Origin of the sequence: Flavobacterium sp. UBA5153, assembly GCA_002413745.1 — a bacterium.
Taxonomy (GTDB): Bacteria; Bacteroidota; Bacteroidia; order Flavobacteriales; family Flavobacteriaceae; genus Flavobacterium.
Genome location: DHXP01000073.1, coordinates 97,305 through 113,243, shown reverse-complemented (window position 1 = coordinate 113,243; position 15,939 = coordinate 97,305). Strand labels below are relative to the sequence as shown.

Here is a 15,939-nt window from a genome sequence, read left to right as displayed (position 1 = left end):
AATTTAATTTTAATCAAAATATGCACATAAATAATATTTTAGAGGATATAGATATTTTAAAAATTATACTTGAATATAATAGTTTTTCAAACAGTTTTGAATTAACCACAAAAGAAAAGCAAGCAAGAAAGGCAGAAGTTCAAAATAAAGTCAAAGAAATTAATCTTAAACTAAATGAATATAATGATAGTTTAGATTCAATATTAAAAGGCTCAAATCAAGATTTTTATTTTGAAAAATTTATGGATAATTTAAAAAACAAATTAACTTTTAATGAAATAAATCCAAGAATTGAAATAGAAAAAGAATTAGAAAGATTAAAAGCTAGTAAGGACAAATTAGAAAGGGATAGGGAAGAGAGTGAAGAAAATAAACGAATAGAATTTGTAAAATATATAAACATTACAAATAGAGATTTCGTTAAAAAAATGTATTACAACGGACCAGAAGACATTGAAAAATTAAGATTTCTAATTGTTAGAGGATTTGATGTTTCAGATTCATTTTATCCAATAATTAGATTAATTGAAAGAGGGAGAACAATCGGTTTTATAAAATTTTTAATTCAAAACGGTTTAAAATTAAATTATAATGATATTGTTGCTTTAAAAGAAAATAATTTTTTTGATTCTCAAGATTTCTTGGAAGCAGTATATAATGCAAAACAAATATTCAATTCAATCGTAAACGAAATACTGCAAAAAAATGGACAATGATATTCTTAAAAAAGAAAAAGAATGGGAAGAAAGAAAACAGATATTTCACCATAATCAACAAGAACATAATCTTGAAATTATTTCTTTAAAACAGGATTATTTACTTAAAAATAAATACGCTATAAATAATTATAATAAATTAATTTTAGAAAAATCTGACTATCCGTTTTTATTTAATAAAGAAATATACTGTGAATATAACACTGCAAATAAAATTATAGTTGTAGATTATTATCTTCCTTCCCCAAAAGATATACCTACTTTAAAAAACATTTCATTTGTAGCATCTCTAAATGAAATTATAGAAAAACATATCACCGAAAAACAACTTGACAATATATTTGACCAAATTATTTATAAAATAACGTTAAGATCCATTAATGAGTTATTTGATTCAGATTACATTCAATGTTTAGAAGCAGTTTCTTTTAATGGCTGGGTTAAGTCTATAAACAAAGCTACTGGAATTGAAATTGAAAGTTGTATTCTATCTATTCAGATAAATAAAGATGAACTTAAACTTATTAATTTAGAAAATGTTGACCCGAAAGAATGTTTCCGTAATCTAAAAGGAATAGGTAGTAGTAAATTAAGTAGTTTAAGCGCTATACAACCTATTATGACTACAATGGATTCAGACAAAAGATTTGTCAATTCAAAAGATATAAATTTTGATGAAATCACAAATCTAGCCTTAATGCACTGGGAAGAGTTTGAGCACTTAATAAGAGAATTATTTGAAAAGGAATTCAGTAACAACGGTGGTCAAGTAAAAGTTACACAAGCAAGTAGAGATGGAGGTGTAGATGCAATTGCATTTGACCCTGACCCAATTCGAGGTGGAAAAATTGTTATTCAAGCCAAAAGATATACCAATACAGTTGGCGTAGCTGCTGTTCGTGATTTGTATGGTACAGTAATGAATGAAGGAGCTAATAAAGGTATATTAGTTACAACTTCAGATTATGGTCCAGATTCATATGAGTTCGCAAAAGGCAAACCTATAACTTTGCTTAATGGTGGGAATTTATTACATCTATTAGAAAAGCATGGAACTAAAGCCAGAATTAATATAAAAGAAGCCAAAAGAATATTAAATGATTCAATTGAGAATAATAAAACCAGCAGCTAACCCGATAGCAGAATTGCAGACTCTGCCCATTCCAATTTAAACAACACTCAAAATCACTCCAACTATCTATCACGATCTAAAGCCCCGATCGCTCGGATATGAAATAAATATCTTGCGTTCGTTAGCGCGGTTTTGCAAACCGTGCCCACAAACACAGGCAAACAAATACTTATGTAAAAAACGCTGCTGTGCGAATTCTCCCGACTTCTTACCCACCACTATATGCCGCTATAACTTTTTAGCAAATTATTTTATGACTTGTGTTTGTTGCCTATTGAAATAGCAACAATGTCGTAATTTAAATAGGTGTAAATTATGCAACTTAATGCTAAAGTTGTATAACACTCATCCTCTTTAATACACTCACCTTTGTGTAGTTGCAAAAAGTCATTTGCAACGCTAAATCAAGTAAAGATGAGTCACGAAAAATTCAAAGTATGCATCGATGCCTGCAACGACTGTGCCGCTGAGTGCGAACATTGCGCAACCGCTTGTTCAAACGAACCCGATGCTGCCATGCAAGCCAAATGCATTGAGCTAGACCGTTATTGTGCGGATATGTGCCGTATGGCTGCCGCTTTTATGGCAAGGTCAAACGAACACACGATCAGTTTTGTAAACAAATTTTGCAACTTGTGTGCAGAGATTTGCAATGCTTGCGCCGACGAATGTGAAAAGTATGCGCATATGGAGCATTGTAAAAAATGTGCAGAAGCCTGTCGTAAATGTGCCACCGAATGCAGCAAGATGTGAGAAACAAACAACATGCAACCCGATAGCGTGGATTTCTTCCCGAGTAAAGCAAACTAACTAAGCAATCCGTGTCCATAAATTATGACTAAACAACAATTTAGTCTCCCCAGCAACCACTAATAAAACCTCCTTTAAATCAGCTTTAAACGAGGTTTTTTCTATATGTAAACGGCATTAATTCCTCCTCCTCTCTTAAAAATATCCTAAATATTCTTCACAATATAGATATATCGGAAAAAGTCGATACATTTGCACCATGGATTATATAGAAGTATTTAAGGCATTATCAAACAAGTCCAGATTGCAAATGCTGGAATGGTTAAAAGAACCCGAAATCAATTTCCCGGAACAAATCTACTCGGGTTTCGAGCACGGCGTTTGCGTGGGACAAATTCAGGCCAAAGCGGGACTCACCCAATCGACGGTTTCCGAATATTTATCCATTCTACAACGAGCTGGTTTCATCGAATCGAAGCGTGTCGGGCAATGGACCTACTACAAACGCAACGAAGAAGCATTTACTGCATTGAGCAAAATAATCGAATCTAATTTATAAAATACCATGAGTACAAATAGCTTATTTGCGCCCTTCAAATTGAAGACGCTAAATCTTAAAAACAGAATTGTAATGGCGCCAATGACGCGCTCATTTTCTCCAAATGGAGTTCCCACAGATAAAGTAGCCGCTTATTATCAAAAACGCGCTGAAGGTGAAGTGGGTTTAATATTATCCGAAGGAACGGTTATCAATAGACCTTCCTCCTCAAATGATGCCAATGTTCCCCACTTTTATGGCGATCAAGCCTTGGCAGCATGGAAAAAAGTAATCGATGAGGTTCATTTGGCCGGCGGTCAAATGGGACCACAAATTTGGCATATGGGAATCATGGATAACCATCATTCTGGTTGGGTTCCACCAGTACCTTTTGAAGGACCATCAGGATTAAACAGACCGGGTTTTAGCAATGGAACCTCAATGACCACGAAAGATATTGAAGACACGATACTAGCTTTCGGACAGGCTGCAGCCGATGCCAAAAGATTAGGATTTGATTGTATCGAAATACACGGTGCCCACGATTATTTGATTGATCAATTTTTCTGGGAGGCTACCAATCTACGCACCGATGGTTATGGAGGAAAAACTCTTGCGGAGCGTACTCGTTTTGCCGTGGAAGTCATCAAAGAAATCAGGAAACAAGTTGGTGAAGATTTTGCAATTATCATTCGTCTGTCCCTATTTAAACCCTCAGATTACAACTTCAAATTGGCTAAAACACCTCAAGAAATGGAAGCTTGGCTTAGTCCATTGGTTGATGCAGGCGTGGATATTCTGCATTGTTCACAACGCCGTTTTTGGGAACCCGAATTCGAAGAAAATGACCTTAACTTTGCAGGATGGGCTAAAAAGATAACAGGAAAACCAACAATTACCGTAGGTTCAGTAGGCCTTTCTAGTGATTTCTTCGGAGCATTTGCCGGCGAAAGTTCTCAACCAACATCTTTAGAGGAACTGACAAGACGTTTAGACCGAGGCGATTTTGACTTGGTAGCAGTAGGACGACCTCTTTTATCTGACCCAAATTGGGTTACCAAAATAAAATCAGGAAAAACGAATGAGTTGATAGGCTTTAGCAAAGAAGCTTTAGGTGAATTGATATTGCAATAACAACCTAACAATCACAAAAAAACCTCCTTTAAATCAGTTTTAAAGGAGGTTTTGTTTTTATAATCTTGTCCAATAAAAAACCCGACAGGTTTCAAAAACCTGTCGGGTTTGACATATATAATAACTTCCTAATGACTCACTTTCGCAACTTCCTCAGGATTGTGTTTATGTTTAAATAAAATTGCAAAAGCAATCGCGATTACCAAGGCATAACCGGCAAAACTCAACCAGATATTATGCCAATCTCTTACTCCATCGTGGGTGAAAAAAGTATCAATAATTTGTCCGCTTATGATTCCGCCAAAGAATGCACCAAAACCATTGGACATCATCATAAACAATCCTTGAGCGCTGGAACGAATCTTTGGATCGGTAGTAGTTTCGATAAATAACGAACCCGAAATATTGAAGAAATCAAACGCCATTCCGTAAACGATACAAGACATAATGATTAAAGCTGTTCCTCCAAAAGAAGGATCGCCATAAGCAAAGAATCCGAAACGCAATACCCAAGCCAACATCGAAATTAACATTACTTGTTTGATCCCGAATCGCTTCAAGAAAAACGGAATAGCTAATATAAAGGCTGTTTCAGAAAACTGTGAAATAGACATTATTAAAGTAGATTTTTGTACCACAAAACTATTTGTATATTCGGGAATCTTGCCAAATTCAGATAAAAACACATCACCATACATGTTGGTCAATTGCAAAGCTCCACCCAAAAACATGGAGAAAATAAAGAACAAAGCCATTTTATAGGTTCCAAATAATTTAAAAGCATTCAAACCTAATTTTTTGACAAAAGAAGCGTCTTCATCAATAAGTTTTTGCGGAGGACATTTTGGTAATGTAAAAGAGTAAATTCCCAATATAAAAGCAGCAAAAGCAGCTATATAAAACATATTGGCAGAAGCTTTATTTCCAGATAAATTGGTTAGCCACATAGCAGCAATAAAACCAATGGTTCCCCAAACCCTAATAGGTGGAAAAACCTTGACAACATCATAATCATTATTCTTTAAAATATGGTAAGCCACTGAATTCGACAATGAAATCGTTGGCATATAACAAAGCATTGCCCCAAAAATAACCCAGTAAAATGTTGTTGGATTATCAACTTGTGGAATATAACAAAGAGCTAGACCTCCTAAAATATGCAAAATTCCATATAGTTTTTCTGCATTTATCCACCTATCGGCGATAATTCCGGTTATGGCCGGCATAAAAATGGAAGAAAGTCCCAATGTTGAAAATATGGCGCCAAATTCGGCACCGGTCCATTGTTCTGTTGCAAACCAATAATTTCCCACCGTTATTAGCCAAGCTCCCCAAATAAAAAACTGAAGGAAACTCATCACCGTTAGGCGATTCTTGATGTTCATACTAATTTTAGATTTAATTTAAAAAACCATCCTATCTATTGGGTAAATCTAATGATAAATTAAGATATTCAAATTAAAATAAAAAAATATTCCTTATAAATAGAAAAACCATCCCGCTTGGCGGGATGGTTTTTATAACTAATTAATAAACCAAAAAATTATTTTTTTTCAAAATAGCAGGTTAAGTTTTTAAAGCAGATTGTGGGGCAAACTTCTTAAATTCTTTCTAATTGAAAAATTTATTTTTAATTGTGTTACACAAATCACTTTCGGGGTGAAGTTGTTTGTGTAACACAATTGACAAACTACAAAATCTCAATTTATTTTTTTTAAAAATAGTAGGTTAAGTTTTTAAAGTAGATTGTGGGGCAAACTTCTTAAATTCTTTCTAATTGAAAACTTTTGTTTTTATTTGTTATATCAATATTACAACATATATCGATTAAATACCAAATAAAATCGTTTAAATACACAAAATAAATATTAATTAATGTATTTTCTTATATTATTGTGTGGTTTTTCAAATTCTAAAAATAAAAAATACGCCAATAGACGGAAGAATTATTGAATTAAAATCTATTTCTTAAGGTGCCAATCTATCGATTTTCCACGAATAATCATCCTGCAAATGATAGCGAATTCTATCATGTAATCTATTTGGTCTACCTTGCCAAAATTCAACTTCTACGGGACGAATCAAAAAACCGCCCCAATATTTCGGTCTTGGAATTTCTTTTCCTTCGAAATCTTTTTCCAATTGTTTCAAACCGTCTTCTAAAACAGTTCTGGAAGGAATTATTTCGCTTTGATTGGAAACAATCGCGCCCAACTTACTTCCGGTTGGTCTGGATTCAAAATATCCATCGGAAATATTCTCCGAAGTTTTCTCGGCAATACCTTTTATAATTACTTGACGCTCGAGTGAATGCCAATAAAAAGAAAGACAAATATTCGGGTTATTGGCAATGGCTCTGCCCTTTTCGGAATTGTAATTGGTATAAAAAATAAATCCTTCGTAAGTGAATTGTTTCAAAAGCAAGACGCGAGACTTCGGAAAACCATCTAACCCAAAAGTCGAAACCGTCATCGCATTGACTTCATCCACTCCTCCAAAATCCTCTACTTCGTGAAACCATCTATTGAATAAATTGATTGGATCTTCTGGAATACTTGTTTCAAGAAGTTCGCTTTTTTCATACGATTTTCTGTAATTGCCTATATCTTTCATTTGTGTTTCTTTCTTTATTTACAAAAATAAGCAAACTTATCATCATAAAAGAGTTTACCGCAAATGTATTATTCTTGTTATTTGTCACGCTGGAAGCGTCTAAATTATGTTGCTCTCGCATACTTTGAGACGCTTCCAGCGTGACAAATGGAGGAGTTTACACTGTACGCGATGAACTGTTATTTATTCATAAAGGTATGTTGTCAAGGCATTCAATTGTAAAGACCTTCAATATTATTATAAATCAAAATTCAAATGATTTTCCATCATCGGCCAAAAGGATATTCGGAAAAATGGTTTCGGCTTGCTCCTTAAAAAGTTCAAGACTTTCATATCGAGTGGAATAATGTCCCAATACCAATTGTTTCACATTCGCTTTCAAAGCAATTGTTGCCGCTTCTTTTGCCGTTGAATGCATCGTTTTTCCTGCTAAAACTTCTTCTGAATCCAGAAAAGTAGATTCGTGATACAGAACATCGACTTCATTTATAATGGGAATGATACTCTCATCGTAAGCCGTATCCGAACAAAAGGCATAACTCATTGGCGGAATTGGGTCAAATGTCAATTTATGATTTTCAATAACTCTGCCGTCTTCTAAAATAATGTCTTTCCCGTTTTTAATTTTTTGGTAATAACATTTGTCAATTTCATAGTTTTGAACGGCATTCAGGTCCAACTTTCGTTCTCTGATTTTTTCCTGGAACAAGAATCCATTGGTGTAAATCCTGTGCTTTAGTGGAATCGTTCTTACAATCACCTTGTCATCTTCAAAAATAATTTCACTTTCAGTGGATACCAGTTCGTGAAAAAACAAACCATAATTAGGCCAAGAATTTGATAATCGTAATTGTAGATTAATAATTTCCTTGATTCCTTTTGGACCATAAATATGCAAGTCGGTTGTTCGATTGAGCAACATAAAGGTAGAAACCAAGCCTACCAAACCAAAAAAATGATCCCCATGTAAATGCGAAATCATAATATGATTGATTCTCGAAAACCTGATTTTATTTTTGCGCAGCTGTACTTGCGTACCTTCGCCACAATCAATTAGAAATAATCTATTCTTAATTTCTAAAACCTGTGAAGTTGGATTGGTAAAAGTTCGAGGTGTTGCGGCATAACAGCCGAGTATTGTTAAATTCAAAGTTTATGCGGTTATTTGTTTATTTGTTTAATCGTTGATTAATAAGGTGGATTTCATTCGATTAAACAGTTAAACGAATAAACGATTAAGCTTTTTAAAAGCCCAAATCACGTTCAATTTCTTCCATCTCAATAATATCGTGTGCTTCTTGCAAAGATCTGACAACAGCCAATTTGTGAGAAACAGCATTAAAATCAAGTTCCGAAGTCACAATAACAAATGATTTTTTGGATTTTTTGTGTGTTTTTGAAAGCGGTAAAAAACTATCAATTTCTTTTATCGAAAGTACCTTATGTGGTCTAAGATCAACAACAATATTATTCTTTTGGAATGTTTTATATTCGTGTGTCAGTTTTAAACGAAATGAAACCAAATCACCTTGAGTATCTTTTATTATAACAGTATGTCCCTTTTGTTCTACTTTCATAATGGTAAATTTAGTGTTTTTGCTAATTTACAAAGAATATATCAGTTATAACAAACCAATTGTTGTAAAATTTACTGAATTTTTGATGCCAATAAATAAATTACTGCCATTCTAATTGCCACACCATTTTCTACTTGATTTAAAATCACCGATTGTTTCGAGTCGGCAACATCTGAAGTGATTTCCACACCACGATTTATTGGACCCGGGTGCATAATTATTATTTCTTTATTTAGCGAATCCAGCAATGTTTTGTCCAGTCCATATTGTTGTGCATATTCCCGTGTTGAAGGGAAATAATTCACGTCCATCCTTTCGTTTTGAACTCTCAACATATTAGCTACATCACACCATTCGAGTGCTTTACGCATATTAGGTTCTACCGTTACTCCAAGTGACTCTATATGTCTTGGAATTAGCGTTTTTGGTCCACAAACTTTTACTTCTGCGCCTTGCATTTGCAAGGCATAAATATTGGAAAGTGCCACTCTGGAATGCAAAACATCGCCTACAATAACCACTTTTTTTCCGGCCACATCGCCTAGTTTTTCTCTTATGGTATAACTGTCCAATAAAGCTTGCGTCGGATGTTCATGTGCCCCATCTCCAGCATTGACGATACTTGCTTTCACATTTTGAGACAAAAAATGAGCCGCACCGGGACTTGAATGTCGCATTACCACCATATCCACTTTCATGGAAAGGATATTGTTTACGGTATCAATCAGGGTTTCCCCTTTTTTTACCGAAGATTGTGCTGCCGAAAAACTGATTACATCCGCGGACAGTCTTTTCTGGGCTAATTCAAAAGAAAGTCTTGTTCTTGTACTGTTTTCAAAAAAGATGTTGGCAATCGTAATGTCTCGAAGTGAAGGCACTTTTTTTATGGGACGATTGATGACTTCTTTAAAATGATCGGCAGTTTCAAAAATGAGGTCAATATCTTTCTTGTTGATGTATTTTATGCCCAACAAATGATTTACACTTAGCTCGCTCATTTTTATTACTTGTTATTGATTAAATAAACGGCATCTTCGCCGTCTTGTTCCTTCCAGCAAACCTTTACTTTCTCGTTGTTTATTGCATCTACCTGACGACCTCGATAATCGGGCTGAATGGGCAAATGGCGACTGAAACGACGGTCAATGAGAACCAACAATTCAATTTCAGAAGGTCTTCCAAAGGATTGAATGGCAGTCAAAGCCGACCGAATACTTCGACCTGTATATAAAACATCGTCTATAAAAACGACTTTTTTGTTTTCGACGATAAAATCTATTTGGGTTTTGTTAGCTTCCAATGGCTTGTTGGTTCTGCGGAAATCGTCTCTGAAGAAAGTGATGTCGAGATAACCCAAAGCAATCTTTGGAATATTATATTCTTTCTCCAACAAATCCTTTAATCGTTCTGCCAAGAAAGTGCCACGTGGTTGAATACCAACCAAAATCGTGTCCGAAAAATCTAGGTGTTTTTCGATTAACTGACAGGCCAAACGATGCAGAATGATATTGACTTCCTTTGAAGTGAGCAATACTTTTTGACTCATAATGAAGTGTTGTGTTTGGAATACAAATATAGGAATTATGAGTTAGGAAATATAAATTATTAGTTGAGAATTTTTTGAATTAAAAAAATACTGAAGTTTTAAATCATTTTTTGAATTTTAAATAAATCTTAATGGAATAACCGATGTTCACATTATTTCAAACAATCAAAAATTATATTAAATATTAAAAAAATTATGTAACAAGTTCTTTAATCAATTTTAATATCTTTATGTTTTTAAAAGCCTTTAAAAAATCGTTTCCAGACATTGTTAAGTAAAAATTTAAAACCAAGAAATCATGCAAAACAAATTAACAAGAATAGTAATGCTTTTGATCGTATTGATATCATTCACAAGTTGTGCAATAGTTGAAGGTATATTTAAAGCAGGAATGGGTGTTGGAATTTTTATTGTAGTTGCAATACTGGCAATCGTTGTTTTTGTAATAAGCAAAATTATAGGAAAGAAATAATAAAATTACTTATAAAAAAGCCCGCTATTATTATTGTAGCGGGCTTTTTTTATATTTAATGGAAGGGTTTACGAATACATTTTCGTTCTTAATTCTTGTACACTTTCGTTGTCCAAGTATTCATCGAAAGTCATATAACGATCAATGGCTCCATTTGGCGTTAATTCAACCACTCTATTACCAACAGTTTGTGCAAACTCGTGATCGTGTGTTGTAAAAATCACGGAACCTTTATAGTTTTTCAATGAGTTGTTAAAAGCCGTAATCGATTCCAAATCTAAGTGGTTTGTAGGTTCGTCAAGCATCAATACATTTGCTCTTTCCATCATCATTCGAGACAACATACAACGCACTTTTTCTCCTCCTGACAAAACACGACAAGTTTTTAGCGCTTCTTCTCCTGAGAAAATCATTTTCCCCAAGAAACTACGAATGTTAACTTCATCACGCTCTTCTTCTGTTTTTACCCATTGACGCAACCAATCTACCAATGAATAATCACTTTCGAAAAAAGAATGATTATCTCCTGGTAAATAGGCTTGATTAGTGGTCACTCCCCAATCAAAAGTTCCTGAATCCGGTTTTTGATTTCCGTTCAAGATTTCATAGAATGCAGTTGTTGCACGAGAATCCTTGGAAAAAAGTACGATTTTGTCGCCTTTGGCCATATTCAAATCGACATCTTTAAACAAAACATCTCCATCAACAGAAGCGCTCAAGTTTTGCACATTCAAAATCTGGTCTCCAGCTTCACGCTCTTGGTCAAAAATAATCGCTGGATAACGACGACTTGATGGTTTTATTTCGGAAATATTCAATTTAGAAATCATTTTTTTACGAGAAGTTGCCTGTTTCGATTTGGCCACATTCGCGCTAAAACGACGAATAAATTCTTCCAGTTCCTGTTTCTTTTCTTCGGCTTTTTTGTTTTGTTGTGCGCGTTGTTTTGCCGCTAATTGGCTTGATTCGTACCAAAAAGTATAATTCCCGGAGTAATGATTTATTTTACTGAAATCAATATCGGATATATGGGTACAAACGGCATCCAAAAAGTGTCTGTCGTGAGAAACCACGATTACGGTGTTTTCATAATTGGCCAGGAAATTTTCCAGCCAAGCGATAGTTTCAAAATCCAAGTCATTCGTTGGCTCATCCATAATAAGCAAATCTGGATTTCCAAAAAGGGCTTGCGCCAAAAGCACTCGAACTTTCACTTTCCCTTCCAAATCGCCCATTAACGTATAATGATTGTCTTCGGTAATTCCAAGATTGGAAAGCATAGAAGCTGCATCTGATTCGGCATTCCAACCATTCAATTCTTCAAATTGCACTTGCAACTCCCCTATTCTATCTGCATTTTCATCTGTATAATCTAGATAAAGGGCATCCATTTCTTTTTTTATGGCATACAAAACCTTGTTGCCCATCATCACGGTTTCAAGAACCGTGAATTCGTCGAACATATTGTGGTTTTGGTTCAAAACCGACATACGTTTTCCTGGTTCCAAATGAATATGTCCCGAAGTTGGATCCATATCACCTGCAATTATCTTTAAAAAAGTTGATTTTCCAGCACCGTTCGCTCCGATAACGCCGTAAATATTGCCATTTGTAAAGACTGTATTTACTTCGTCAAACAAAATTCTTTTGCCAAACTGAACTGATAAATTATTGACTGCTAACATGAATTGTATTTTTATAAAATTTTTGCAAAAGTACAAAAAAATAGTGACTTTTTTAAGTCTAAATTACACATTTATCACAAGTTATATTTAACGGTGCATTAACAGTATAATTGAAATGGTCTGAATATTTTTGTATACCCAAATGACACTATTACATGAATATAATTAAAGTTTTTGGTCAATTATTGTTTGTGTCAATAATTATTTTATTGTTTAGTTCTTGTAATAAAGGATTTAAAGGCAATGATTATTCCGCTTACTTTGGAGGTGAAATTATTAATCCTACCCACCGATACGTCTTGTTTTGTAAGGATTCCGAAGTACTTGACACGATTGCACTCCAAAAAAACAACACCTTTTTCATTAAATTTGATTCACTTGCTTCTGGACTTTATACTTTTAGGTATGACCCTGAATTTCAATATGTTTATTTTGATAAAAATGATAGTCTAATGGTACGCATCAATCCGAAAGATTTTGATGAATCGATTGTTTTTTGTGGTCGTGGCGACCAAAAAAATAATTTTTTAATGGAAATGTATCTCAAAAACGAAACTGATAAAAACAAAATGTTGCCAATTTTTGATTACGAAATTGATAAATTTAGTGCAACAATTGATTCCTCCTATAAATTAGACGAGCAATTTTATCTTACAAAGAAAAAGAAAATTAAATGGAATGAGGCATTCGATGCTTATGCAAGAGCCCTGATCGATTTTCATTACTATTCTAAAAAAGAGATTTATCCAAAAATTCACAAGCTCCAAACCGGTGAAGATAATTTTGACAAACTCCCCAAAAATTATTATGATTATCGCAAAAATATCGATTTCAATAATGTCAAGTTAACCACTTTTTCACCATTTGTTGTTTACCTCACTAATTTATTGAATAATTTGGCAGAAATCAAAGATCACAATCATTATAATGCTATTGATAAGGCATTAAACTCCAATATTAATAAGCTAAATATTGCCGATACACTCCTAAAAAATGAGAGAGTGAAGAATGCTGTTTTTAACACCATTGCTTTCAATTATCTACTTGAAGACCAAAATATGGTAAATGATCAGGCTTTTTTAGAAACCTACCGCAAATATTCTACTGATAAAAGCGCTAAAAATGAAATTTTAAAAATTGGTCATGCTATCCAACTTTTAAAACCCGGAAATAAGTTGCCAGAAGTAAAGTTGATTGATTTGAATGGACAAATAGTCTCATCGAATTCATTATTGAAAAAGAAAACCGTTATTTTCTTTTATACCGAAAATGCAGAAACTAATTTAGCATCAGCTCATAAAAAGGCAATTGCATTCAAATTACGTCATCCGGATTATCAATTCATAGCCATTAATCTTGATGCCAATCAAACCAAATGGAAAGAATTACTTTCAAAATATAAATTTGGAGATATCCAAGAATACCGTTGCAATAATTTTGAAAATTTAAGGGCAAAATGGGCTATAACAAAAATTAATAGAACTATAATTCTAAACAAAAACGAAATAATAAACAACGCCTTTGCTAACTTGTTTGAAACTAACTTTGAGGATTTTCTTAAATAAAGTGTATGCTTTTATTTTTGGATTTCTTTAATAAGAAAACTACCAAAAGATTACTAAGTTTATGATGCTATCTTTCCTAGATTCAACAAATTAATACACTCCCCAAAAATTGCATTTATTCGTGAAATTTTGAAATAAAAAAATAAAAGTTGCATTTATGTATTGAATCTAAGATTGTAATCCTTGCAATAATTTTTTTAAACTACTATAAATTGCCAATTCCACATCGGCATGCTTTTTAGAATCACATTGTTCCAATAGATCATTTAATACCGCTAAATTCACTGACTGTTTTTTGTCTATTATCAGTAAAAGTTGTTGAGACAAATCGCTTAAACTTTTTGATAGTGGCAAAAGCGGTTGAACCAGCGGAGCATTAGCACTTAAATTTATTAAATCACTATTCATGGTGATCCATTTTTTTAAGAAATCAGTTATAAAAATCTGATTTTCTATGTTTTTATTGTCTAAATAATGATTCACGGCTATATCAAAAGCCAAGGCATCAGCAGCATCTGGAGTACAAGCATCAGCAAATAAAGTGAATGGGGAATACGTTTTATATTTTGTTCCGCCACTATTGCGCGAATATATTTTTAGCGGTTCACAAATATTCGAAAAATTTTCTAATGCATTTGTTTTTTCATTGTTGCTAATGTTTCTTAAAATTACTTCTTTGTTTCTAATGTGTGTAATTCCTAGTTCTTCTAATCTGAATGAAATAGTTTTTAGTCTTTTGAGCAGGCTATTCATGTCGGTAACATTTTCATTGGACCATAAACGTTCAGCTATAGCGGCTGTTCGTGGCCAAATTCTTGAATCTATGTTTAAAGGCGTTACAAGTTCGCTCCACATGGTTGCTTCACCTCCTAATATTCTGGCTTTTTCTTCTGAAGTAAGGATACTGTTTTTTGGTATTGGGTCATTCAAATAATGATTTTCCACACCAAGCATTAAATCAATATAATACCCATTAGACAAAACTGTTTTGAAACCACTTTTTGCCGCTTTGATAAGCGATCCACCAGAGTCAAGACCTTCATTAGTTCCTCTCCAAGCATGGATTATGGCATCTTTAGACATGTTTTCAGTCATAATTTCTTCCCAACCCATCAATTGTTTATTATGCTTTTTAAGCATCGGGATCAATTGCATATTAAAATACGTTTGCAACTCATGATTGTTAACCAATTTATTTTTCTTCTTAAATTCTTGTATTTTAGGATTTGCATCCCAATCCTTTCCTTGATTTTCATCACCGCCAATATGAAAATAACCACCCGGGAATAGTGGACAGACCTCATCGAAAATTTCACTTAATAATTGATATGTTTTGGGATTTGAAGGATCTAATGTTGGAGTAAAAATTCCTGAATTCCTTTCAACTGCATAAGTAATTTTTCCATTGCCTATTTTGCTTCCTATTTCAGGATAAGCAGTCAGTATTGCCGAAGCATGACCTGGCACGTCTATTTCAGGAACAACCAGAATTCCTCTTTCATCTGCATACTTTACAATGTTTTTTATTTCCTCTTGCGTATAATAATCCCCGTCTGAAGCCATCTCAATTAGTTTAGGATGTTTCTTCATTTCAATTCTCCAGCCTTGGTCATCTGATAAATGCCAATGAAAAACATTCATTTTCATCGAAGCCATGGCGTCAAGATTTCTCTTAATAACATCTACAGGTTCAAAATGCCTTGCTACATCTATCATCAAACCTCTCCAGGTAAATCTTGGAAAATCATTAATTATGGTAGTTGGAAAATAATAGGAATTATTATTGTTTTGTAATAATTGCAATAATGTTTCTAAAGCATGCAGCGCTCCTAAATCGGTAGTAGCATCAATAGTTATTTTATTGGGTTGAATGTCTAATTGATAACTCTCCTCTTCATATAATCCTACTTTCCCATTTCGAACACAGTTAATTTGTAACTCTGCTTCTGGATTTTCGTTAACTTTCGTTAAATAATCTTGTTCAAAAAACAAACCTGTTCTCCCACCCAAGCGTCTTAAAAACTGGGTTGTACCAATAAAAATGCGCGGATTAGGATTACCAGTAATGTTTACTTTAAAACTTTTGCTTAAAGTAAAAGTTCCATCAGTCAAATTAATGCTTTGAGGCCAAGGCATAAGATTTAATTGATCCATTTTTACCTGAGCATTAGATAACACACTTGAAATTAATAGGATGAAAATGTATTTCAT

Annotated in this window: 15 protein-coding genes; 7 read left to right on the top strand and 8 right to left on the bottom strand. The window is 33.6% G+C overall.

Translation table 11 applies throughout. The annotated features are described in order from the left end of the window. The first annotated feature begins 20 nt into the window (after positions 1 to 20). From B2145_RS14940 to B2145_RS14920, 5 genes are all read left to right on the top strand, one after another. Entirely contained in the window at positions 21 to 716 is a 696-nt protein-coding gene (locus B2145_RS14940) for a hypothetical protein (RefSeq protein WP_291103941.1), read from the top strand. Continuing rightward, entirely contained in the window at positions 706 to 1,848 is a 1,143-nt protein-coding gene (locus B2145_RS14935) for a restriction endonuclease (RefSeq protein ID WP_291103938.1), read from the top strand. Before B2145_RS14940 ends, B2145_RS14935 begins: the two co-directional genes overlap by 11 nt. A gap of 414 nt (positions 1,849 to 2,262) precedes the next feature. Further along, positions 2,263 to 2,601 (top strand): four-helix bundle copper-binding protein, encoded by a 339-nt coding sequence (locus tag B2145_RS14930; protein WP_291103935.1) that lies wholly within the window; start codon positions 2,263 to 2,265, stop codon positions 2,599 to 2,601. Positions 2,602 to 2,857: 256 nt separating this feature from the next. Further along, positions 2,858 to 3,157, top strand: coding sequence for an ArsR/SmtB family transcription factor (locus tag B2145_RS14925; RefSeq protein WP_291103932.1), 300 nt, complete (start codon positions 2,858 to 2,860; stop codon positions 3,155 to 3,157). A 6-nt stretch (positions 3,158 to 3,163) separates the two neighbouring features. Then, complete coding sequence (locus B2145_RS14920; protein WP_291103929.1) at positions 3,164 to 4,270, top strand: NADH:flavin oxidoreductase; 1,107 nt, start codon at positions 3,164 to 3,166, stop codon at positions 4,268 to 4,270. Positions 4,271 to 4,398: 128 nt separating this feature from the next. Here the strand turns inward: B2145_RS14920 and B2145_RS14915 are convergent, their stop codons facing one another. The 6 genes from B2145_RS14915 to pyrR form a co-directional block, all read right to left on the bottom strand. Then, complete coding sequence (locus tag B2145_RS14915) at positions 4,399 to 5,655, bottom strand: nucleoside permease (protein ID WP_291103927.1); 1,257 nt, start codon at positions 5,653 to 5,655, stop codon at positions 4,399 to 4,401. A 583-nt stretch (positions 5,656 to 6,238) separates the two neighbouring features. Further along, positions 6,239 to 6,883 carry a pyridoxamine 5'-phosphate oxidase gene (gene pdxH / locus B2145_RS14910; protein WP_291103925.1) on the bottom strand — a complete coding sequence of 215 codons (645 nt, stop codon included), beginning with the start codon at positions 6,881 to 6,883 and terminating at the stop codon, positions 6,239 to 6,241. 244 nt (positions 6,884 to 7,127) lie between these two features. Next, entirely contained in the window at positions 7,128 to 8,033 is a 906-nt protein-coding gene (locus B2145_RS14905; RefSeq protein ID WP_291103923.1) for a ribonuclease Z, read from the bottom strand. Positions 8,034 to 8,127: 94 nt separating this feature from the next. Beyond that, positions 8,128 to 8,460 carry a ribonuclease Z gene (locus B2145_RS14900; protein ID WP_291103920.1) on the bottom strand — a complete coding sequence of 111 codons (333 nt, stop codon included), beginning with the start codon at positions 8,458 to 8,460 and terminating at the stop codon, positions 8,128 to 8,130. A 71-nt stretch (positions 8,461 to 8,531) separates the two neighbouring features. After that, complete coding sequence (locus tag B2145_RS14895) at positions 8,532 to 9,458, bottom strand: aspartate carbamoyltransferase catalytic subunit (protein ID WP_291103918.1); 927 nt, start codon at positions 9,456 to 9,458, stop codon at positions 8,532 to 8,534. 5 nt (positions 9,459 to 9,463) lie between these two features. Next, positions 9,464 to 10,006: a bifunctional pyr operon transcriptional regulator/uracil phosphoribosyltransferase PyrR gene (pyrR, locus tag B2145_RS14890; protein WP_291103916.1), complete on the bottom strand. Its 543-nt coding sequence runs from the start codon at positions 10,004 to 10,006 to the stop codon at positions 9,464 to 9,466. Between the two features lie 298 nt (positions 10,007 to 10,304). On the opposite strand from pyrR, the gene B2145_RS14885 reads away from it, so the two are divergent. Next, on the top strand, positions 10,305 to 10,478 hold the full coding sequence (locus B2145_RS14885) for a hypothetical protein (protein ID WP_291103914.1): 174 nt from the start codon (positions 10,305 to 10,307) through the stop codon (positions 10,476 to 10,478). A 68-nt stretch (positions 10,479 to 10,546) separates the two neighbouring features. Here B2145_RS14885 and B2145_RS14880 read toward each other — a convergent pair whose 3' ends face one another. Next, entirely contained in the window at positions 10,547 to 12,163 is a 1,617-nt protein-coding gene (locus B2145_RS14880; RefSeq protein ID WP_291103912.1) for an ABC-F family ATP-binding cassette domain-containing protein, read from the bottom strand. Between the two features lie 155 nt (positions 12,164 to 12,318). On the opposite strand from B2145_RS14880, the gene B2145_RS14875 reads away from it, so the two are divergent. Next, positions 12,319 to 13,728, top strand: a complete 1,410-nt coding sequence (locus B2145_RS14875) for a TlpA family protein disulfide reductase (protein ID WP_291103909.1) — start codon at positions 12,319 to 12,321, stop codon at positions 13,726 to 13,728. 168 nt (positions 13,729 to 13,896) lie between these two features. Here the strand turns inward: B2145_RS14875 and B2145_RS14870 are convergent, their stop codons facing one another. Continuing rightward, the gene (locus B2145_RS14870) at positions 13,897 to 15,939 is read right to left on the bottom strand and encodes a beta-N-acetylhexosaminidase (protein ID WP_291103908.1); all 2,043 of its coding nucleotides are present in this window, start codon (positions 15,937 to 15,939) and stop codon (positions 13,897 to 13,899) included.